A 20,087-nucleotide genomic window follows, 5' to 3' on the forward strand; every position below is an offset into this window, starting at 1 on the left:
CGACTCAGTCGACCGACCGAGAGATCAGTCTACCTTCTCGCTCTCACCAGTCACATCGGTATCCGGCCGGATGTCGATCCGCCAGCCGGTGAGCCGGGCGGCGAGGCGGGCGTTCTGCCCTTCCTTGCCGATCGCCAGCGAGAGCTGGTAGTCGGGTACGACGACGCGCGCGGCACGGGCCGCGGCGTCCACCACCTCGACAGACGTAACCTGCGCCGGGGACAGCGCATTCCCGACGAAGGTCGCCGGATCGTCGCTGTGGTCGATGATGTCGATCTTCTCGCCGTGCAGCTCGTGCATGATGTTGCGCACCCGCTGACCCATCGGCCCGATGCACGCGCCCTTGCCGTTCACCGACGGGTTCAGGGTCCGTACGGCGATCTTGGTCCGGTGCCCCGCCTCGCGGGCGATCGCGGTGATCTCGACGGTGCCGTCGGCGATCTCCGGGACCTCCAGCGCGAACAGCTTCTTCACCAGGTTCGGGTGGGTCCGGCTGACCGTGATCTGCGGTCCCTTGAAGCCCTTCCGGACGCCGACGACGTACACCCGCAGGCGGGAGCCGTGCTCGTACTTCTCCCCCGGCACCTGCTCGGGCGCCGGCAGTACGGCCTCGATCTTGCCGAGGTCGACCATCACCGACCGCGGGTCGCGGCCCTGCTGGACGACACCGGAGACGATGTCGCCCTCCTTGCCGGAGAACTCGCCGTACCGCACCTCGTCCTCGGCGTCGCGCAGCCGCTGCAGGATGATCTGCTTGGCCGTGGTGGCGGCGATCCGGCCGAAGTCGGCGGGGGTGTCGTCGTACTCCCGGGCCAGCGTGCCGTCCTCGGCCAGTTCGCGGGCGAAGACGGTCACGTGCCCGGTCTTGCGGTCCAGCTCGGCGCGGGCGTGCTGCTGCGCGCCCTCGGTGCGGTGGTACGCGACCAGCAGCGCCTGCTCGATCGCCTCGACGACCACGTCCAGGGAGATGTCCTTCTCCCGTTCCAGCGACCGCAGCACGGCCATGTCGATGTCCATGTCAGTTCTCCTCCACCGTGCCGTCGGCAGGTGTTTCTTTTTCGTCGTTGCCGGCGGTCCGGTTGAACTCGATCTGGATCTTGGCCTTGGCCACGTCGGCGTACGCGACGCTCTGCCGCTTGCCGTCGACGTCCAGTTCGGCCGCCTCCTCGGAGGCGGACTTGATGCGGCCGGTCAGCTTCGTGTCGTCGCTCAGCGTGACCGCGACCAGCCGGCTGATGTTGCGGCGCCAGTGCCGGGGCAGGGTGAGCGGCCGGTCGACGCCGGGGCTGGAGACCTCCAGCGTGTAGGCGCCCTCGCCCATGATGTCGTCGGCGTCGAGCGCCTTGGAGATGGCCCGGGTCACCTCGGCGATGTCGTCCAGGCTGATGCCGCCGTCGCGGTCGACCAGGACGCGCAGCAGGCGGCGGCGCCCGGCCGGCGTGATGTCCGCGGCCTCCAGGTCGCAGCCGAACTGCTCGACGATCGGCCGCAGGAAATTCTCGAGGCTCGTGGTGTCCGTGTGGCTCGTGGGGCCCGGCTTTCGGCTCACAGGTTGACCTGCCTCTCTCCAGTTGTGCACCCGTTCGGCTCCCGGCGGTTCGGCCGAGAGCAGTAGCCCACCATATCCGCCCGGTGCTTCGATCCCGGTCATCGGCTCTCCCGAACCGGTCGTGGGCGCCGCACCGGGTATCGTTCCGCCGTGCCTGAACGCCGCCTCAGCCGACGTACCGTCTTCGTCACCGCCGCCCTTGTCCCGGGCGCGGTCGCGCTGGCCGGTTGCAAGGACGACGCCTCCGGGGCCGGTACGCCGGGAACGAACGGCGCCGTGAACGGCACGCCGACGTCACCGGGGCCGACCGGGGAGACACCGACCGTCGACCCGGCAGTCGTCGCGGCGCTCAGTACTGCGGCGACCCAGGTGACTCAATTGTCCCAGCTCTACGCAACCGCGAGCCGGAAGTTCCCGGCTTTGCGGGCCCGGCTCGCCGCGGGCGCGAAGTACCACGTGAGCCACCTGGCGAAGCTCAAGGAGACCGAGGGTGTGGCAGCCAAGGCAGCCAGGTCTGCGGTCCCGGCGAGTGCGCAGGCCGCGCTGGCCGCCATCGCCCAGCAGGAGAAAGCCGCCGCCGTCGCTCACGCGGCAGCCGCAGCCAAGCTGTCCGGCACCCCGGCCCGCCTCCTCGCCGAAATCGCCGCGTCCGAGACCCAGCTGTCCTCGACCCTCACCCCGAAGAAAAAGGACGCCCCATGAACGAGGTGGAAGCCCTGCAGGCCGCGCTTGCCGGTGAGCATGCCGCGTTGTACGGCGTGGGCGTCGCCGGGGGGAAGCTCAGCGGGGCCAGGTTCCGGGACGCGACCGACACGTTCGAGGTCCACCGCAACAACCGCGACCACTTGAGCGCGTTGCTGGTCGCCGCCGGCGAGACCCCGGTCGCGGCCGAACCGGCGTACGACCTCCCCCAGGTTGTCAGCAACACCGCCACGGCAACCGCTCTCGTCCTGCTGATCGAGCGCCGGATCGCCGCGGTGTACGGCGACCTCGTCGAGGCCGCCGAACAACCCGCGGTACGGACGTTCGCGATCGAGACCCTGCTCGGCTACGCGACCAGCCAACTCACCTGGGGCGGCACCCCGCTCCCCTTCCCAGGCGCGATCGCCTAACGCCTACGGCGCCATGGGCCGGTGATCGCGTAGGTGATGCCCGGTGTGTAGACGTTGAAGAACATCGTGCGGCCGTCGGCGGAGAAGCCGACGCCGGACAGTTCGCCGTACTCCGGCTCCTCCGGGGTGCCGTTGTTGACGCGGTTGCGGGCGAACTTGAAGACCTCGCCGTCCTCCGTGGTGCCGAGGATGTGCTGCTCGCCGAGGCCGTCCTCGCACATCATCAGCCCGCCGTACGGCGACATCGTGATGTTGTCGGGGGCATCGAACTCGGGGTCGTCGGAGCCGGGCTTCGGGCGGGTGAAGATCACCTCGAGGCGGAGCGTCCGCTTCCGCGGGTCGAGCCGCCAGACCTGGCCATCGTGGTCGACCTTCGGGCCGAGCTCGGTCCGGGCGAACGACGACACGAAGTACACGCACCGGTCCAGGTCGCCCCACCAGCAGCCCTCGAGCTTGTAGCCGCCGGTGATCGGCTTGGCGTAGTCCTGCGCCCGGACCGACTCGGTCGTCGCCAGCGGATCCGGCACCGTCACCCACTGCACGTCGTGGAACTCGGCGCCGGCCTCCTGGACCACCGACAGGTCCGGCAGGCCCGGGATGTGCATCGCCTGCAGTTCGCCGCCGGCGCGCAGCGAGCCCCAGCCGCCGCGGGGACGGTTCGGCAGGAAGCGGTAGAAGCCGCCGAGCGGCGCCACGAACGCGTCCTCGGTCTCGTAGACGATCCCGGTCCGCGGGTCGATCGCGACGGCCTCGTGCTGGAAGCGGCCCATCGCGGTCAGCGGATGAGGGTCGACGTTGCGGCGGTCGTCGTACGGGTCGACCTCGAAGATGAAGCCGTGGTCCTTGGTGTACCCGCTCTGTCCGGCCTTGAGCTCGGTCTCCTCGCAGGTCAGCCAGGTACGCCAGGGCGTGGGGCCGCCGGAGCAGTTGATCGCCGTACCGCCGAGGCTGACGAACTCCTTCTGGGCGCCGTTCTGCCGGTCGACCACCAGCGTGCTGGTGCCCCCGGCCGCGGCCGGGTCGTAGGTCCGCTCGGCCGGCGCGACGACCTTGATCTTCGAGGTCGGGCTGCACTCGTGGTTGCGGACCAGGCGGGAGCCGCCGTCGCGGTCCGGGAACACGCCCATACCGTCGAACCGGCTCGGGATCGGCAGCCCGTCCGGCCGGACGGTGCCCTCGCGGGACAGGATCTTGTAGCTGAACCCGCGCGGCAGGTCGAGCATGCCGTTCGGGTCCTCGATCAGCGGTCCGTAACCGATCTTCGGGCCGGACGTGCCGAGCGCGGGCTGTGCCGTGTAGAGCGCGTCGACCGAGCCGGCCACCGTGACCGCGACCCCGGCCGCCGCCGCGCGGCCGACGAACTGACGCCTGGACAGGGAACTGGACTGCGCTTCGGACATGGGCGGTCTCCTCGCTCGACGACAAGCAGTGGTGACCAGTGAACGTACGGTAAACAACAACCGAACGGCAAGAGAACGAGTGTCACTCGCTTACAAGGACCGGACCCAGTTCTCGAGCAGCGCCGCGCCCGCGTCACCGGACTTCTCCGGGTGGAACTGGGTGGCGGACAGCGGGCCGTTCTCGACGGCGGCGACGAAACGATCGGCGCCGTACGTCGTCCACGTCACGACCGGCGCGACCGACTCGCGGGCGTCCAGCAGTTGCCACTCGCGAACGCCGTACGAATGGACGAAGTAGAACCGCTCCTTCTCGATGCCGTCGAACAGCTTCGTGCCGGACGGCACGTCGACGGTGTTCCAGCCCATGTGCGGGACCGGCTGGTCGTCCTTCGGCTGCAGGCGTTCGACGGTGCCGGGCCACTGCTCGCAGCCCTCGGTCTCGACACCGTGCTCGATACCGCGGGCGAACAGGATCTGCATGCCGACGCAGATCCCGAGCACCGGACGGCCGCCGGTCAGCCGGCGGTCGACCGCGACATCGCCGCGGACCGCCTTCAGGCCGGTCATGCAGGCCTCGAAGGCGCCCACGCCCGGGACGAGCAAACCGTCCGCGTTGCAGGCCGCGTCGAAGTCGGCGGTCACCGTGACGTCGGCGCCGACGCGTTGCAGCGCCCGCTCCCCCGACCGGATGTTGCCGGAACCGTAGTCGAGCAGGACGACCTTCTTGCTCACAGGGCGCCCTTGGTGGACGGGATTCCGGGCTGCCGCGGGTCCAGCTCGGCTGCGGCGCGGAGCGCGCGGGCGAACGCCTTGAACTGCGCCTCGACGATGTGGTGCGGGTCGCGGCCGGACAGCACCCGGATGTGGACGCAGATCGCGGCGTTGAACGCGAGCGTCTCGAACACGTGCTGGGTCAGCGAGCCGGCGTAGTCGCCGCCGATGATCGCGTACACCTGACCGTCCGGCTCGCCGGTGTGCACGCAGTACGGACGCCCGGACAGGTCGACCGTGCAGTGCACCAGCGCCTCGTCGAGCGGCACGGTCGCGTCGCCGAACCGGCGGATCCCGCGCTTGTCGCCGAGCGCCTCGCGCAGCGCCTGACCGATCCCGATCGCGGTGTCCTCGACCGTGTGGTGCGCGTCGATCTCCAGGTCGCCGACCGTGTTCACGTGCAGGTCGAGCAGCGCGTGCTTGGCGAGCGCGTTGAGCATGTGGTCGTAGAACCCAACGCCTGTCGAGATATCGGCCCGGCCTTCGCCGTCGAGGTTCAGCTCGACGAGGACCTTGGACTCGCTCGTCTCCCGGTCGATCCGGGCAGTCCGACTCATGTCAGCCTTCCTACGTCAGTCTTGAGGATGCGCTCCAGCGAAGCGCGGAACGCGGCCATCTCGTCGCCGGTGCCGATCGAGACCCGCAGCCAGCCGTCCGGACCGGTCTCCCGGATCAGTACGCCGTCGTCCAGCAACGCCTGCCAGACCGCGTGCCGATCCGCGAACGTACCGAACAGGACGAAGTTCGCGTCCGAGTCGACCGCGCGCAACCCCAGCGACCGCAGCCAGTCGACGGTCTCGTCCCGCTCCACCCGGAGCTGCTCGACCCGGCCGAGCAACTCGTCGGAGTGCCGCAACGCCGCCCGCGCGACCGCCTGGGTCACCGCGGACAGGTGGTACGGCAACCGGACGATCCGCAACGCGTCCACGAACTGCTTGCTCGCGGCAAGATATCCGACCCGTCCGCCCGCCATCGCGAACGCCTTCGACATCGTCCGCGCGACCGCAAGATTCGGGTACGACGGCAACAAGCTGACCGCACTGGGCGTGCCGGCGCGGCGGAACTCCGCGTACGCCTCGTCGACCACGACCACGGCACCCTGTGCAGCGGCCTGCGCGACGATCGCCTCGGTCACGTCGATCGGCAGCGCCGTCCCGGTCGGGTTGTTCGGCGAGGCGAGCAGCACCACCGACGGGCGGTGCCGCGAGATCGCCGCCAGCGCCTTGCTCTTGTCCAGCGTGAAGTCCTCGGCGCGGCGGCCGGTGACCCAAGCGGTGTTCGTGTCCCGCGCGTACTCCGGATACATCGAGTACGTCGGCGCGAACGAGAGCGCCGTACGACCAGGACCGCCGAAGGCCTGCAGGACGTGGAGCATCACCTCGTTGGACCCGTTCGCCGCCCAGAGCTGCTCCGGCTCGAGGTGCGCGCCGGACTCGCGCCCCAGGTACGCCGCGAGATCCGCACGGAGGCCGATGAACTCGCGGTCCGGGTAGCGGTTCATGCCACGGGCGGCCTCGGTGACCGCCGCGGCGATGTCTGCGACGGTTGCTTCGCTCGCCGGGTACGGGTTCTCGTTGACGTTCAGGAGCACAGGGACGTCGAGCTGCGGGGCGCCGTACGGCTCGAAGCTCTTCAACTCCTCGCGGATCGGCAGCCCGTCGAAGCGGCCCATCACCGCTCCTCTGGGAAGCGCACGGACACCGCAGCACCGTGGGCGGGCAGGTCCTCGGCGTGCGCCAGCGTGACGACGTGACCGGCGACGTCGTGCAGTGCGTCGCGCGAGTAGTTGATCACGTGGACCGCCTTGAGGAAGCTGCGCACGGACAGGCCGGACGAGTGGCAGGCGCACCCGGCCGTCGGGAGGACGTGGTTCGAGCCGGCGCAGTAGTCGCCGAGCGACACCGGCGACCAGCTGCCGACGAAGATCGCGCCGGCGTTGGTGATCAGGCAGGCGCGCTCCTCGGCGTCCACGGTCTGGATCTCCAGGTGCTCGGCGGCGTACGCGTCCACGACTGCAGTGCCCTGGTCGAGGTCGTCGACCAGCACGACAGCCGACTGCTGACCCTTCAGCGCCTCCGTCACGCGGTCCTGGTGCTTGGTTTTCGGGACCTGGATCAGGAGCTCGGTCTCGACCGTGGCGACCAGCGACTCGCTCGGCGTGACCAGGACACTGGCGGCCATCGGGTCGTGCTCGGCCTGGCTGATCAGGTCGGCGGCGACGTGCTTCGGGTCGGCGGAGTCGTCGGCGAGGACCGCGATCTCGGTCGGACCGGCCTCGGAGTCGATGCCGACCTCACCCAGCAGGAACCGCTTGGCCGCGACCACGTAGATGTTGCCAGGGCCCGTGATCAGGTTGACCTTCTTGCAGCCGTCGAAGCCGTACGCGAACCCGGCGATCGCCTGCGCGCCGCCCATCGCGTACACCTCTTCGATCCCGAGCAGCGCGCACACCGCGAGCACCGTCGGGTGCGGCAGACCGCCGAACTCCTTCTGCGGCGGGGAGGCAACAGCAAGAGACGGTACGCCGGCCACCTGAGCCGGAACGACGTTCATCAGGACGCTCGATGCGAGCGGCGCCCGGCCACCCGGGACATAGAGCCCCACGCGCTGGACCGGGACGAACCGCTGGGTCACCCGCCCGCCCGGCGCGGGCTCGGAGGCGATGTCGGCGGTGAGCTCGTCCTGGCTGACCTCGCGGACCCGGCGGATCGACTCCTCGAAGGCGTTGCGTACCTCCGGGTCGAGCTCCTCGAGCGCGGTCTTCAGCGCCTCGGCCGGGACCCGGATGTCCTCGACGCGCACATGGTCGAACTTCTCGCCGTACTCCCTGATCGCCTCGAGGCCGCGATGGCGGACGTCCAGGCAGATGGGTCGGACGACGTCGAGAGCCTTCTCGACGTCGAACACGGCTCGGGGAACGAGGGCATTCACTTCGGCTTGGAGGTCGAAGACCTCTCCGGCCGCCACTCGGCCCCGCAGGTCGACGCGGCGAATCATGGCGCCAGTCTAGTGGCGCGGGCCGGGCCGCTCGGCCCCATATCCACACCTCGGCCGCGAGCGACGCCGTACCGGCCCTGTCACTGGCCCTGTCACTGGCCCTGTCACTGGCTCTGTCACGGGCCGTGATGTGGGGATATGTCCACTAGGCTCGTTGCCATGGACTCCCGCCTGCCGTTGCTCACTGTCGACACGGTGATCTTTCCCGGCCTGGTGGTCTCGATTCCGGTGACCGACGTCCAGGGCCGTGCGGTGGTCCGGGACCTGGTCGAGAACGGCGGCGAACTGGTCTGCGGCGCGCTCGCGGTCCGGGACGGGTACGAGCTGGGTGAGCGGGTGTTCCGGTCGTTGTACGGGACCGGCTGCGCGGCGACGATCTCCGAGATCTCGCTGGACGCGGACGACGACGGACCGGTCGAGGTGACGCTGACCGGCAATCGCCGGTTCAAGGTGAGCGAGCTGGACGGCGGCGGCGACTACCTGGTCGCGGATGTCGAGTGGCTGCCCGACGACCTGGGCGACGACCCGCTGGGTACGGCGACGATCGCGCTCGAGAGGTTCCGCAAGTACGCCGAGGCGGTCAGCGAGATCAGCCGCCCCGGCCTGCACCTCGGCGACCTCCCCGACGACCCCGGCACCCTGTCGTACCTGATGTCGGCCGCGATGAAACTCATGACCCCCGACCGCCAGAAGCTCCTCGAAGCCACGGACATCACCACCCGCCTCGTCCAGCTCATCGCCCTCATCGACACTGAACTCTCCGCAATCACCGCCCTCCCCTCCCTCCCCGCCACCGACCTCATCGCCTGGTCCGCCCTCTCCCCCAACTAGCCGCTACCGATGTGAATCCCGTAGCGGTATGGTTGTGGTATGAGTAAGCAGATCACGGTCCGGCTGCCGGACGACCTGGTCGACTTCATGGACGAGCTCGTCGCCACCGACAAGGCGACGAGCCGGGCCTCTGTTGTCGCCCGGGCGATGGTGCGTGAGCGGCGCCGCGAGCTGGCCGCCCGCGATCTCGCCATCCTGAACGAACAGGGTGAGTACGCCGACCTCGAGGGCCTCGCCCCCGCGGCCGCGGGCACCGTGCTCAGCGACCTCGACTGAGTACGACGTCGTGCGTCCACTGCACATCGCCCGGCTCGACAAGCCCCGGCCGGTCGTCGTGCTGACCCGTGAACTGATCCGCCCGCGCCTCACCAACGTGACGGTCGCGCCGATCACCAGCACGATCCGCGGCCTGTCCACCGAGGTCCTGGTCGGCCCCGACAACGGCCTCGACCACCCCAGCGCGATCTCCTGCGACAACATCCAGACCATCCCGAAGTCGCAGCTCGGCCGCCTGATCGGCTACCTCCATCCCGACCAGGAACCAGCCCTCGCCGAGGCGATCAACCTCGCCTTCGACCTCGAGTTCTAGCCGTCCGCGAGCAACGTCGTCCGGTTCGCCAGCACGTAGGCCGCGGCGGCTCGATACCCGCCGGCGTGATCCTCGTCCCGGTGGACGTCGAACGCCGGATCGCCCGCCCGCACCTGCTGCTCGATGTACGCCGCGAACGACAGCAGCCTGATCCCGATCAGATCCACCAGCTCGGCCGGCGCGACCCCGAGGCCGTACGAGGCGCAGAACAGGCGCAGCCGCCCGGACCGGTCGGGCTCCTCCGGCCAGCCGAACGGCTCCAGCGAGGCTGCTGGGTGGAACGGCACGAACTGGTGCGCGGCGTACGCGAGATCCCACCGGCGGTTCGACGGGCGGATCGTGTCCCAGTCGATGATCCCGGTGACCTCGGGGCCGTCGAAGACGAGATTCCAGGGAGCCAGATCGTGGTGCCCGACACAGTCGATCCGAACCGGCACCGCGACCTCCAGCTCGCGCCAGTCCTCGGGCTCGACCGGCTCGAATCCCTCGGTCGCGTCGTGGAGCCGGCGGATCGCGCGGGCCACACTCACCAGCGCCCGATCCGACCGGAGCTCTTCCGTCAGCGGCGGGTATCCCGTGGTTCCGGGGAGGTACGACAGCGTCTCCGTCGCACCGTCCACCGCCACCAGCCGAGGGGCCAGGTCGAATCCGACCCGCTCGAAATGCCGGAGCAGTGCATGCGTGTTCGCCGAACCGCTCCTGCGGCGCACGGTGCCACCTTGCCGCACCGGCTTGGCGAACCGGCCGCCGGGCATGACGTCGTCCATCGGGTCTTTCATTACCCCAATTTGGAGATGTCCCGGACCGCGCCCTTGTCGGCGCTGGTGGCCATGGCGGCGTAGGCGCGGAGGGCGGTGGTCACCTTGCGGTCGCGGTTCTTCGGGGCGTAGACGCCGCCGAGTGCCGCCTCGCGTGCGGCCAGTTCGTCGTCGTCCACCAGCAGCTCGATCGAGCGGTTCGGGATGTCGATCCTGATCCGGTCGCCGTCCTGGACCAGCGCGATGGTCCCGCCGGACGCCGCCTCGGGTGACACGTGCCCGATCGAGAGTCCCGACGTACCGCCGGAGAAACGGCCGTCGGTGATCAGCGCGCAGACCTTGCCCAGGCCGCGGCCCTTCAGGTACGAGGTCGGGTACAGCATCTCCTGCATTCCCGGGCCGCCCTTCGGGCCCTCGTACCGGATCACGACGACGTCACCCGGCTGGATCTGCTTGGTCAGGATCTTCTCGACGGCCTGCTCCTGCGACTCGCACACCACCGCCGGACCCTCGAACGTCCAGATCGACTCGTCCACACCGGCCGTCTTCACGACACAGCCGTCGACGGCCAGGTTGCCCTTGAGCACGGCGAGACCGCCGTCCTTGGAGTACGCGTGCTCGCAGTCGCGGATGCAGCCGTTCACCGCGTCGTCGTCCAGGGTCTCCCACCGCTCCGACTGCGAGAACGCGGTCGCGGACCGCTTGCAGCCCGGCGCCGCGTGCCACAGCTCGACGGCCTCCGGCGACGGCGAGCCGCCGCGCAGGTCCCACGTCTTCAGCCACTCGTCGATCGAGTCGCTGTGCACGGTGTGGATGTTCTCGTTCAGCAGGCCGGCGCGGTGCAGCTCACCGAGGATGGCCGGGATGCCGCCGGCGCGGTGCACGTCCTCCATGTAGTACGTGCCCTGCGGCGCGACGTTCGGCGCAACCTTCGCCAGGCACGGGACCTTCCGCGAGACCGCGTTGATGTCGTCCAGGTCGAAGTCGACCTCCGCCTCCTGGGCAGCCGCGAGCAGGTGCAGGATCGTGTTGGTCGACCCGCCCATCGCGATGTCCAGGGCCATCGCGTTCCCGAACGCTTCCTTGGAGGCGACGTTCCGCGGCAGCACGGTGGCGTCGTCGTTGTCGTAGTACCGCTTGGTGATCCGTACGACGGTCTCGCCGGCCTTCTCGTACAGCGCCTTGCGGGCGGTGTGGGTGGCCAGCACGGAGCCGTTGCCCGGCAGCGAGAGGCCGATCGCCTCGGTCAGGCAGTTCATCGAGTTCGCGGTGAACATGCCGGAACAGGAACCGCAGGTCGGGCAGGCGTTCTCCTCGATCCGCAGGATGTCGGCGTCGGAGACGTTCTCGTTGACGGCCTCGGACATCGCGTCGATCAGGTCGAGCTTGCGGACCGTGCCGTCGACGAGCGTCGCGCGGCCGGCCTCCATCGGGCCGCCGGAGACGAACACGGTCGGGATGTTCAGCCGGAGCGCCGCCATCAGCATGCCGGGCGTGATCTTGTCGCAGTTCGAGATGCAGACCAGCGCGTCCGCGCAGTGCGCCTCGACCATGTACTCGACCGAGTCGGCGATCAGGTCCCGGGACGGCAGGCTGTAGAGCATGCCGCCGTGGCCCATCGCGATCCCGTCGTCGACCGCGATCGTGTTGAACTCGCGGGCGATGCCGCCGGCCGCATGGATCGCCTCGGACACGATCCGGCCGACCGGGGCGAGGTGCGTGTGGCCGGGGACGAACTCGGTGAAGCTGTTCGCCACCGCGATGATCGGCTTCCCGAAGTCCTCCCGGGCTACCCCGGAGGCCTGCATGAGCGCGCGGGCGCCCGCCATGTTGCGGCCGTGGGTGACAGTGCGGGACCTGAGAGCGGGCACGACGACATCTCCTTGCTACGTGAACGTACCTACCGATCCTGCCACGCTCGTCCGGATGGCGGTACGCGGGTCCCGGATCCTGGAGGGCCGGTTCTGTCCGTGGCCAGCTCTAGTCTGGATCCATGGCCGGGATGGAGCACCGCACGCGCCCGTTGCACGCTGCGCTGCGCCCGTACGTCGGTGACGTCATCGGATATGCATACGACGCAGATCCCCCGGACCTGCACCGCGGTCTGCCCTCGCGCTACCTGACGCTCGTCGTCACGCTCGACGAGCCGCTGGGCGTCGCGTGGCCGGGCGGTCCGGTGGAGAAGTACGACGCATTGATCGGCGGGCTGCACTCCACCGCCGTGCAGATCGGTCAGACACCCAGCCGGGCCGGTGTGCAGCTCTCACTCACTCCCGCGGCCGCTCGCGTGCTGTTCGGGCTGCCTCCGGGTGAGCTCGCGTCGGCGGTCGTAGGACTCGACGAGGTGCTCGGACGACCGGCCCGCGAGCTGACCGAGCACCTGCGTGCGGAGACGAACTGGTCGACCCGGTTCGACGTGCTGGAGGACATGTTGCTCCGGCGGCTCGGTGCGCGCCGTCCGAGTGCGGTTCGTCCGGAGCTCGACTGGGCGTGGCAGCGACTGTGCGCGTCGAGCGGCGCAATCGGCGTACAGAAGCTGGCGGCCGAGGTCGGTTGGAGCCGGCGGCACCTCACCGGCCGGTTCACGTCCGAGTTCGGCCTCCCGCCCAAGGTCACGTCCCGGGTGCTGCGCTTCGAGCGGGTCACGAGCTACCTGCGCAGGCACCCGCTCACCCGGCTGTCCGAGCTGTCGGCCGCCGCTGGGTACGCCGACCAGTCGCATCTGACCCGTGAGTTCCGGGCGATCGCGGGCTGCTCGCCGCGGCAGTGGATGACCGAGGAACTCCCGGCCCTGCCGGCCGATTTCACCCGTAATCCACAGGGTCCGGCGATCGCGCCAGCATCGCCGGCGCGATCTCACTAAACTCGCCGACGTGAGCGACACGACCGAGCTGCCCGATTCCGAAGCCCTTCAGGTCCTCCGGCGGGTGTTCGGGTACGAATCCTTCCGCGGTGAGCAGGCCGACATCATCGACACCGTCGTCGCGGGCGGTGACGCGCTGGTGCTGATGCCGACCGGCGGCGGCAAGTCGCTGTGCTACCAGATCCCCTCGCTGGTCCGGTCCGGCGTCGGCGTGGTGATCTCGCCGCTGATCGCGTTGATGCAGGACCAGGTGGACGCGCTGACGGCGCTCGGCGTACGGGCGGGATTCCTGAACTCCACGCAGGACTTCGAGCAGCGGCGTGAGGTCGAGCAGGCGTTCCTGGCCGGCGAGCTCGACCTGCTGTACCTGGCGCCCGAGCGGCTGCGGGTCGAGGCGACCGTGCGGCTGCTCGACCAGGGCAAGATCGCGCTGTTCGCGATCGACGAGGCGCACTGTGTGTCGCAGTGGGGGCACGACTTCCGGCCGGACTACCTGATGCTGTCCGAGCTGCACGAGCGCTGGCCCGACGTACCGCGGATCGCGTTGACCGCGACGGCGACCGAGGCGACCCACCAGGAGATCGCGACCCGGCTGAAGCTGGACGAGGCGAAGCATTTCGTCGCGAGCTTCGACCGGCCGAACATCCAGTACCGGATCGTCCCGAAGGACAACCCGCAGCGGCAGCTGCTCGACCTGCTCCGCACCGAGCACGCCGGCGACGCGGGCATCGTGTACTGCCTGTCCCGCAACAGCGTCGAGAAGACCGCGGCCTTCCTGACCCAGAACGGGATCGAGGCCGTGCCGTACCACGCGGGCCTGGACAGCCGGACGCGCGCGACGAACCAGGCGCGGTTCCTGCGCGAGGACGGGCTGGTCGTGGTGGCGACGATCGCGTTCGGGATGGGGATCGACAAGCCGGACGTCCGGTTCGTCGCGCATCTCGACCTGCCGAAGTCGGTCGAGGGGTACTACCAGGAGACCGGTCGCGCCGGGCGGGACGGGCTGCCCTCGACGGCGTGGCTGGCGTACGGGCTGCAGGACGTCGTACAGCAGCGGAAGATGATCGACACATCCGAGGGTGACCTCGCGCATCGGCGGCGGCTGAGTTCGCATCTCGACGCGATGCTGGCACTGTGCGAGACCGTGCAGTGCCGGCGGTCGCAGCTCCTGGCGTACTTCGGTCAGCACGGCGACACCTGCGGGAACTGCGACACCTGCCTGACGCCGCCGGAGTCCTGGGACGGGACGATCGCGGCGCAGAAACTGCTGTCGACGGTGTACCGGCTGCAGCGCGAGCGCGGGCAGAAGTTCGGGGCCGGGCAGCTGATCGACATCCTGCTCGGCAAGGAGACCGAGAAGGTCAAGCAGTTCCGGCACGACCAGCTGACGGTGTTCGGGATCGGCACCGAGCTGAAGGATGCCGAGTGGCGTGGCGTGATCCGGCAACTGCTCGCGCTGCGGTTGCTCGCCGTCGAGGGCGACTACGGCACGCTCGTGCTGACCGAGGAGAGCGGCGAGGTGCTCGGCAAGCGGCGCGAGGTGATGATGCGCCGCGAGCCCGAGCGGGTCCGGTCGTCCAGTCGGTCGTCGGGCGGGAAGAAGGCGGCGGCCGATCTGCCACCGGAGGCGGCGCCGGTGTTCGAGCGGTTGCGCGCGTGGCGGGCGGCCGTGGCCAAGGAGCAGGGCGTTCCGGCGTACGTCATCTTCCACGACGCGACACTGCGGCAGATCGCGACCGACCGGCCGACGTCGCTGGCCGAGCTGGGCACGATCAGCGGCATCGGCGAGAACAAGCTGACCAAGTACGGCGACGGCGTGCTGGAGACATTGGCCGCGGAGTGATGTCGAAACGCGCTCCCGGTCTTCGACGCCCAGGCACAGGGTGCGGACCGGCCGAGCCCGCGAAGACTGGAGAACGATCATGTCCTCATCCGTGCTGTTGATGTCGATGTCCGCCGACGGCTACATCGCCGGGCCGGACGACCGGCCCGGCAACCCCGGCGGCGACGACTTCATGCGGTTGCACGAGTGGTACCTGAACGCGGACGGCGAGGTGGGCCGTCCGGAGGGTGAGCCCGGCGAGATCTGGGACGAGCTGAACGCCACGGGCGCGGTCCTGGTCGGCCGTCGTACTGCAGAGCAGGTCAACTACTACGGCGGCGACCACCACGGCGTACCGATCTTCGTCCTCAGCCGCGACCCGTCACCGGTCGACTACGAGAACGTCCACGTCGTGGGCGACATCGAGACCGCGATGGCGCAGGCCAAGGCCGCGGCCGGCGACAAGGACGTGCTGGTCCACGGCGCGGTCACCGCACAACTGGCGCTGGCGGCCGGGGTCCTCGACGAGCTGCAGCTCAGCCAGGTGCCGGTCCTGTTCGGCAGCGGTCTGCGACTCTTCGACGTACTCCCCGAACGCGTCGAGCTCGAGATCGTCCGGGTGATCGACACTCCGCAAGCGACCCACCTGCGCTACCGGGTACGACGCTGATCAGCTAGGGCGTCCAGCTGACCGAGGTGGCGAGGGTGGCGAAGTCCTGGAGGAGACGGGAGCGACGGCTGGCGATCCACGCGAGGCAGACCGTGTTCGGGGCGAGGTTGTCGACGGGGACCGTGACGACGTCGGGGCGTTGGTAGAAGGCGGCTACGGACAGCGGGATGATCGAGACTCCGTGGCCCGCGGCGACGTGTTCGAGTTTCTCCTCGACGCTGCGCAGGACGGGGACCGGCTTCGCCGTACGGGTGCGGAGCTCGACGGCGATGTCACGCCATTCCGGTACGGCGTCGGGGTCCTGCAGCAGGTGCTCGCCGGCGAGGTCGGTGATGTCGATGACGGGCTTGCCGGCCAGGCGATGGTCGGCCGGCAGCGTGGCGACCCGTGGCTCCTCGAACAGCGGGCGAACGGTCAGCCCGGCCTGATCGATCGGAAGCCGGACGATGCTCACGTCGACGCGACCGTCGTGCAGTACGTCGACCTGGTCGTCCCACGTGGTCCTGATCAGCTCGATCTCGAGGTCGGGATGCGTCATACCGAACGCGCGGACCGCTTCGGTCACGGTGAGCCCCGGCATGAAGCCGATCGTGAACGTCTTCGAACCGCGCGCGGCGAGCGCCACCCTGCGCCGGGTGGCGTCAGCGGCTGCCAGCAACGGACGGGCGTCGTCGAGCAGTTGGCGACCGGCCGCTGTCAGTTCGGTGGCTCGCTTGGTGCGCACGAACAACTGGGCCCGGACCTCGTCCTCGAGTGCGCGGATCTGCCGGGACAGCACGGGCTGCGCGATGTGCAGCCGCTCGGCCGCGCGCCCGAAGTGCAGTTCTTCGGCCACGGCCACGAAGTACCGGAGCTTGCGGAGATCGAGATCCATAATACCTTCAGGGTATTACAGCGACCGGAACAGGTCTTGGACGCCGGTCCCCGGACGGCCGCATCGTGGAAGCGAAATCCCAACCACGAAAGGCAGTTCCGTGACTCTGCAGGACCAACGCGTCGTCGTCCTCGGTGGTACGTCGGGGATCGGACTCGCGACCGCTCGACTCGCCGCCGCCCAGGGCGCGACCGTGATCGTTGCCTCCAGCAACTCGGAGTCGGTGCGGAAGGCGCTGGCGACCCTCCCCCGCTCGGCCACCGGCGCCGCCGTCGACCTCACCGACTCCGCGGCCGTGGCGGCGTTCTTCGCCGGACTGGATCCGTTCGACCACCTCGTCTTCACGGCCGGCGAGGCATTGACGTTGCTCGAGGTCGGCACGATGGACCTCGACGAGGCCCGTGCCGCTTTCGAGCTGCGGTACTTCGGCGCGCTCGGAGCCGTGAGTGCCGCCGTACCGAAGCTCCGCCCGGGCGGTTCCGTCGTCCTCACGACCGGCGCCGCCGCGGACCGGCCCGGCCCCGGCTGGTCGGTCGCCGCGAGTATCTGCGGCGCGGTGGACTCCCTCGTCCGCGCCCTCGCCGTCGAGATCGCCCCGCTCCGCGTCAACGCCGTCAAACCCGGTGTCGTCCGTACACCGTTGTGGCGCGACGCCCTCGACTACGACGAGACCGCGCAGCATCTCCCGGTCGGCCGGGTCGGTGAGCCCGAGGACATCGCCGCCGCCTACGTCTACCTGATGAACCAGCCGTACGCGACCGGCTCGATCGTCAGCGTGGACGGCGGACACGTCCTCGTCTGAGTCAGGCCTGGGAGATGTAGAGCCGGTTCCCGTCGGGGTCGCGGAGGCTGAACATCGGCGGTACGCCGGGCCACTCGAGCAGCTCGTCGGTGTCGACACCGGCGTCGAGGAAGTGCTGATGCGCCGCCTTCGCGTCCGGGCTGGCCATCCGGATGCCGGTGTCGACGCCGGCCGGATTACCCTCGCCCGCCGGCACAAGCGCGATGCTCCCCGCCGACCCCGCCGGCGCGACCACGATCCACCGCCCGCCGAACTGCGGCAACGGCGCATCCATCAGCACCTCGAACCCCAGGGTCTGGGTGTAGAACGCCACCGCCCGGTCCTGATCGGTCACCGGAACGCCGACGGTCATGATCTCGCTGATGTGGTTCATCCTGGTTCTCCTTCTCGTGAAGAGGTGCTTTCACTCCGGAGGTAGAACCAGATCCACGGTTTTCGACATCGCCCGGCAAAGAATTCTCGCGCGGTCGGGCACTGGAAGCACACAGAAGCCCCGGACGCCTGAGGGCAGGCGATCCGGGGCTCCTTCTACGGCGTGGTTACTTCGCGACGACCCGCAGACTGATCTCCGCCTCGCCGTCGCCGGTGGAGCGGGTCACGATGCCGGCCGAGCGGAGCGCGGCCAGGTCCTTGTCGTCGGAGAACCGGTCGCTGACCGCGCCGGCCGCCTCGAAGTCGACGTACCCGATCATCACCGCGCCCTTGGTGTCGGGCAGCGCCTGCTTGAAGTTCTCGGTCTGACCGAGGTTGCCGCCCTTGAGCACCTGCTCGGCGTAGTCCTTGCTGGTCGAGACGACGAGCGTGTCGTCGTCCTTCGCGGTCTCGATCGGGACGTTGGCCGACGAACGCTCCCGGAGCAGCGTGGTCAGCTTCTGCACCACCGGCTCGGCCTTCGCCGGGTCGGTCTCCATCCGGGCCGCGACCTTCGGGCCGTTCGCGGTGTCCTTGTCGATCGAGACCGACAGGTTCTTGCCCGCCAGGCTCTTCAGGTCGTCCGGCAGCTTCAGGCCGGTCTCCTGGGCGATCTCGTCGATCATCGGCTGGAGCTTGTCGCCGCCCGCCTTCTGCACCTGCGCCCAGGCGGTGTCGATCAGGTTCTCGCCACCGGAGATCGCGATCGCGCCCGCCGTACCGTCCGGCAGCTTCGTGACCAGGTCACCGGCGTCGGCAGCGCCCACCTTGACGCTCTTGTCGCCGTGCGCGATGCCCTTGAGTTCGACGTACGACGCGTCGAACCGCAGCGCCACCGCGGCGCTGGCGTCACCGAGACCCGACAGCTGGCCGGAGTCGACCTTGCCGCTGATCGAGGCCAGGCCCTTGGCGTCCGCCCAGCCCGAGATGAAGCCCTGCTCGCCGAGCTTGTCCATGTCCGCGCTGAACTTGGCGTTCTTGCTCAACGGGTTGTCCTTCGCCGCGGCGATCGCCGAGTCGACGGTCGCCTGGTCCTCGGACAGCAGCATGTAGCCGTTGCTGAACGCGCGACCGGGCTTCTTGTCCTCGTTCGCCAGCAGCTTGTCCATGCCCTTGGTCGCGGCGTCCTGGTCCTTGACCTGGACCGCGACCACCGGAACCGGGTCGTCCTTGCCCTCGGCCGGCGGCAGCGCGGCGAAACCGGCGCGGTCACCCAGCCACGGCTTGATGTCCTTGGCGTAGTCGACGTCGGCGAGGTCGTCGCCGGCGGACTTCTTGATCTGCTCGAACAGCTTCTGCTTCAGGTCGTCCTGGTCGCTGGTGAGGCCGAGGTTGTCCTTCACCGACGGGAACTTCATCATGAACCGGATCGCCGCGACCTTCTGGCCCGCGGACGGGTTCAGGTCCACGCGGACGTATCCGACCGCGGTGCCCGGCAGCACGTCGGACGGCTGCTTACCGCCGCCGCCGAGCTTGCCGTAGGCAAAGATCCCGCCGCCCGCGACCACCAGCACCATCGCCAGTGCGGCGACGATCGGGATCAGCTTGCCGCGCTTCTTCTTCGGCTCCGGCTGCCACTGCGGCGGCCCGCCGAACCCAGGACCCTGCGGCGGCTGCCCGCCGACATGCATCTGCTCGTACGACGCCTGACCCGGCTGACTCGGCTGGCCGTAACCACCCTGGCCGTACGGCGCACCGTGCTGCGGACCCTGGGGACCTTGCGGGCCCTGCGGGCTTTGGGGGCCGCCGTACTGCGGGCCGCCCTGTTGTGGAGCACCGTACTGCTGGCCGCCGTACTGCTGGCCCTGCTGCGGGTAACCCTGCTGACCCGGCTGCGAGCCCTGCTGGCCCTGCTGTGGCCAGAGGTTCTGCCCCTGCGGGTTCTGACCCTGCGGCGGACCGTACTGCGGCTGCTGACCGCCGACACCTGGGTACGTGGGTGGTTGGTTCTGGTCGGACATATGCTCCCTCGCTGGCTCCGGTGGCCTCACCGCCGGACCTGCAAAGGCTAGTGGACCGGCGGTCCAGAGTCGGACGCAGCAGGTTGCGAAGTGGTTGCAACCGGGTCCGCGCGCCAGGTAGTGGCCGCGATGATCGCGCAGGCCAGCGCAGCGCCGACCAGCCAGGACGCCGCCGGAGTCCAGGTGTGCAACTCCAGCGGGGCCGAGACCAGGTCACCCGGGTGAGCAGCCCGCAGCCGCGGCTCGAGCGGGTCGTGCCCGAGCAGCATGCCGACACCCCACGACACCCCGGCGCCAAGGCACGCACCGAGCGTGACAATCGCAACGGACCACGGACCGTAGTTACGCAGCCACCAGAACAACGCGGCGCCCAGCACCACAGCCGCCACGAACCCGATCGCGGTGAACGTCCCGTCCGGCCCGAAGATCCGCGTCATCTGCTCCTCGCCCAGTGCACCGCCCTGCTCGTCCACGGTGTACTGCGCCAACGGCGAGAACTGCTGCCATCCCCACCCGGCCACCACCCCCGCGACCAGGAACACCACCACGGTCACCAGAACCGCCTTGGCCCACGGCAACCGCGCCTCCTCCACCACAGTCCCCCCGAACGGGTTCAACGACGGCGGTGCCAAGTACGGCGACGACTGGGACGACTCCGGATGACTCACGACGCCAGT

22 protein-coding genes are annotated in these 20,087 nt (G+C 69.5%); 9 read left to right on the plus strand and 13 right to left on the minus strand.

The genetic code is table 11. From position 1 onward, the window contains the following. Positions 1 to 24 precede the first annotated feature (24 nt). Positions 25 to 1,017, minus strand: a complete 993-nt coding sequence (gene nusA / locus EV647_RS04045) for a transcription termination factor NusA (protein ID WP_133786256.1) — start codon at positions 1,015 to 1,017, stop codon at positions 25 to 27. A 1-nt stretch (position 1,018) separates the two neighbouring features. Continuing rightward, positions 1,019 to 1,549 (minus strand): ribosome maturation factor RimP, encoded by a 531-nt coding sequence (gene rimP, locus EV647_RS04050; protein WP_238175129.1) that lies wholly within the window; start codon positions 1,547 to 1,549, stop codon positions 1,019 to 1,021. 150 nt (positions 1,550 to 1,699) lie between these two features. Between rimP and EV647_RS04055 the strand changes: the two genes are divergently transcribed. Both EV647_RS04055 and EV647_RS04060 read left to right on the plus strand, forming a co-directional pair. Further along, positions 1,700 to 2,251 (plus strand): cell division protein FtsK, encoded by a 552-nt coding sequence (locus EV647_RS04055; protein ID WP_133998574.1) that lies wholly within the window; start codon positions 1,700 to 1,702, stop codon positions 2,249 to 2,251. Then, entirely contained in the window at positions 2,248 to 2,661 is a 414-nt protein-coding gene (locus tag EV647_RS04060) for a ferritin-like domain-containing protein (RefSeq protein ID WP_133998577.1), read from the plus strand. Before EV647_RS04055 ends, EV647_RS04060 begins: the two co-directional genes overlap by 4 nt. Here EV647_RS04060 and EV647_RS04065 read toward each other — a convergent pair. The 5 genes from EV647_RS04065 to hisD all read right to left on the minus strand — a co-directional run bounded on the left by EV647_RS04065 (position 2,658) and on the right by hisD (position 7,829). Next, entirely contained in the window at positions 2,658 to 4,061 is a 1,404-nt protein-coding gene (locus tag EV647_RS04065; protein WP_133998580.1) for an alkaline phosphatase PhoX, read from the minus strand. The two genes, EV647_RS04060 and EV647_RS04065, sit on opposite strands and share 4 nt — an antisense overlap. A 90-nt stretch (positions 4,062 to 4,151) precedes the next feature. Then, complete coding sequence (gene hisH / locus EV647_RS04070; protein ID WP_133998582.1) at positions 4,152 to 4,793, minus strand: imidazole glycerol phosphate synthase subunit HisH; 642 nt, start codon at positions 4,791 to 4,793, stop codon at positions 4,152 to 4,154. After that, the gene (gene hisB / locus EV647_RS04075; protein WP_133786250.1) at positions 4,790 to 5,389 is read right to left on the minus strand and encodes an imidazoleglycerol-phosphate dehydratase HisB; all 600 of its coding nucleotides are present in this window, start codon (positions 5,387 to 5,389) and stop codon (positions 4,790 to 4,792) included. The genes hisH and hisB overlap by 4 nt, the downstream gene beginning before the upstream one ends. Beyond that, on the minus strand, positions 5,386 to 6,504 hold the full coding sequence (locus EV647_RS04080; protein WP_133998585.1) for a histidinol-phosphate transaminase: 1,119 nt from the start codon (positions 6,502 to 6,504) through the stop codon (positions 5,386 to 5,388). The genes hisB and EV647_RS04080 overlap by 4 nt, the downstream gene beginning before the upstream one ends. Then, positions 6,504 to 7,829, minus strand: a complete 1,326-nt coding sequence (hisD, locus tag EV647_RS04085) for a histidinol dehydrogenase (RefSeq protein WP_133998588.1) — start codon at positions 7,827 to 7,829, stop codon at positions 6,504 to 6,506. The genes EV647_RS04080 and hisD overlap by 1 nt, the downstream gene beginning before the upstream one ends. 159 nt (positions 7,830 to 7,988) lie before the next feature. Here hisD and EV647_RS04090 point away from each other — a divergent pair, with 159 nt between their 5' ends. Genes EV647_RS04090 through EV647_RS04100 form a run of 3 tightly spaced genes read left to right on the plus strand, consistent with a single transcriptional unit; the run spans position 7,989 to position 9,249 of the window. Next, on the plus strand, positions 7,989 to 8,660 hold the full coding sequence (locus EV647_RS04090; RefSeq protein ID WP_133998591.1) for an LON peptidase substrate-binding domain-containing protein: 672 nt from the start codon (positions 7,989 to 7,991) through the stop codon (positions 8,658 to 8,660). Between the two features lie 39 nt (positions 8,661 to 8,699). Next, positions 8,700 to 8,936 carry a ribbon-helix-helix domain-containing protein gene (locus tag EV647_RS04095; RefSeq protein WP_133998594.1) on the plus strand — a complete coding sequence of 79 codons (237 nt, stop codon included), beginning with the start codon at positions 8,700 to 8,702 and terminating at the stop codon, positions 8,934 to 8,936. Between the two features lie 10 nt (positions 8,937 to 8,946). After that, the gene (locus EV647_RS04100; protein WP_130379809.1) at positions 8,947 to 9,249 is read left to right on the plus strand and encodes a type II toxin-antitoxin system PemK/MazF family toxin; all 303 of its coding nucleotides are present in this window, start codon (positions 8,947 to 8,949) and stop codon (positions 9,247 to 9,249) included. On the opposite strand, the gene EV647_RS04105 is transcribed toward EV647_RS04100, so the two are convergent. Together EV647_RS04105 and ilvD are read right to left on the minus strand one after the other, a co-directional pair. After that, complete coding sequence (locus tag EV647_RS04105; protein WP_133998597.1) at positions 9,246 to 10,028, minus strand: aminoglycoside phosphotransferase family protein; 783 nt, start codon at positions 10,026 to 10,028, stop codon at positions 9,246 to 9,248. The two genes, EV647_RS04100 and EV647_RS04105, sit on opposite strands and share 4 nt — an antisense overlap. Then, a complete protein-coding gene (gene ilvD, locus EV647_RS04110) occupies positions 10,028 to 11,878 on the minus strand; it encodes a dihydroxy-acid dehydratase (protein ID WP_133998600.1) in 1,851 nt (616 codons plus the stop codon). Before ilvD ends, EV647_RS04105 begins: the two co-directional genes overlap by 1 nt. Positions 11,879 to 12,000: 122 nt before the next feature. Here ilvD and EV647_RS04115 point away from each other — a divergent pair, with 122 nt between their 5' ends. From EV647_RS04115 to EV647_RS04125, 3 genes are all read left to right on the plus strand, one after another. Continuing rightward, positions 12,001 to 12,870 carry an AraC family transcriptional regulator gene (locus EV647_RS04115; protein WP_133998603.1) on the plus strand — a complete coding sequence of 290 codons (870 nt, stop codon included), beginning with the start codon at positions 12,001 to 12,003 and terminating at the stop codon, positions 12,868 to 12,870. A gap of 10 nt (positions 12,871 to 12,880) precedes the next feature. After that, the gene (recQ, locus tag EV647_RS04120; protein ID WP_133998606.1) at positions 12,881 to 14,713 is read left to right on the plus strand and encodes a DNA helicase RecQ; all 1,833 of its coding nucleotides are present in this window, start codon (positions 12,881 to 12,883) and stop codon (positions 14,711 to 14,713) included. A gap of 79 nt (positions 14,714 to 14,792) precedes the next feature. Continuing rightward, positions 14,793 to 15,362 carry a dihydrofolate reductase family protein gene (locus EV647_RS04125; protein WP_133998608.1) on the plus strand — a complete coding sequence of 190 codons (570 nt, stop codon included), beginning with the start codon at positions 14,793 to 14,795 and terminating at the stop codon, positions 15,360 to 15,362. Positions 15,363 to 15,366: 4 nt separating this feature from the next. Here the strand turns inward: EV647_RS04125 and EV647_RS04130 are convergent, their stop codons facing one another. After that, positions 15,367 to 16,236: a LysR family transcriptional regulator gene (locus tag EV647_RS04130; protein WP_133998611.1), complete on the minus strand. Its 870-nt coding sequence runs from the start codon at positions 16,234 to 16,236 to the stop codon at positions 15,367 to 15,369. 100 nt (positions 16,237 to 16,336) lie between these two features. Here EV647_RS04130 and EV647_RS04135 point away from each other — a divergent pair, with 100 nt between their 5' ends. Beyond that, entirely contained in the window at positions 16,337 to 17,038 is a 702-nt protein-coding gene (locus EV647_RS04135) for an SDR family oxidoreductase (RefSeq protein ID WP_133998614.1), read from the plus strand. Position 17,039: 1 nt separating this feature from the next. On the opposite strand, the gene EV647_RS04140 is transcribed toward EV647_RS04135, so the two are convergent. From EV647_RS04140 to EV647_RS04150, 3 genes are all read right to left on the minus strand, one after another. Beyond that, on the minus strand, positions 17,040 to 17,411 hold the full coding sequence (locus EV647_RS04140) for a VOC family protein (protein ID WP_133998617.1): 372 nt from the start codon (positions 17,409 to 17,411) through the stop codon (positions 17,040 to 17,042). Between the two features lie 166 nt (positions 17,412 to 17,577). Further along, on the minus strand, positions 17,578 to 19,410 hold the full coding sequence (locus EV647_RS04145; protein ID WP_133998620.1) for a DUF3352 domain-containing protein: 1,833 nt from the start codon (positions 19,408 to 19,410) through the stop codon (positions 17,578 to 17,580). Positions 19,411 to 19,457: 47 nt separating this feature from the next. Next, positions 19,458 to 20,078: a hypothetical protein gene (locus tag EV647_RS04150; RefSeq protein ID WP_238177023.1), complete on the minus strand. Its 621-nt coding sequence runs from the start codon at positions 20,076 to 20,078 to the stop codon at positions 19,458 to 19,460. Positions 20,079 to 20,087: the final 9 nt, after the last annotated feature.

It is taken from the genome of Kribbella sp. VKM Ac-2566 (genome assembly GCF_004366005.1).
Taxonomy (GTDB): Bacteria; Actinomycetota; Actinomycetes; order Propionibacteriales; family Kribbellaceae; genus Kribbella; species Kribbella pratensis.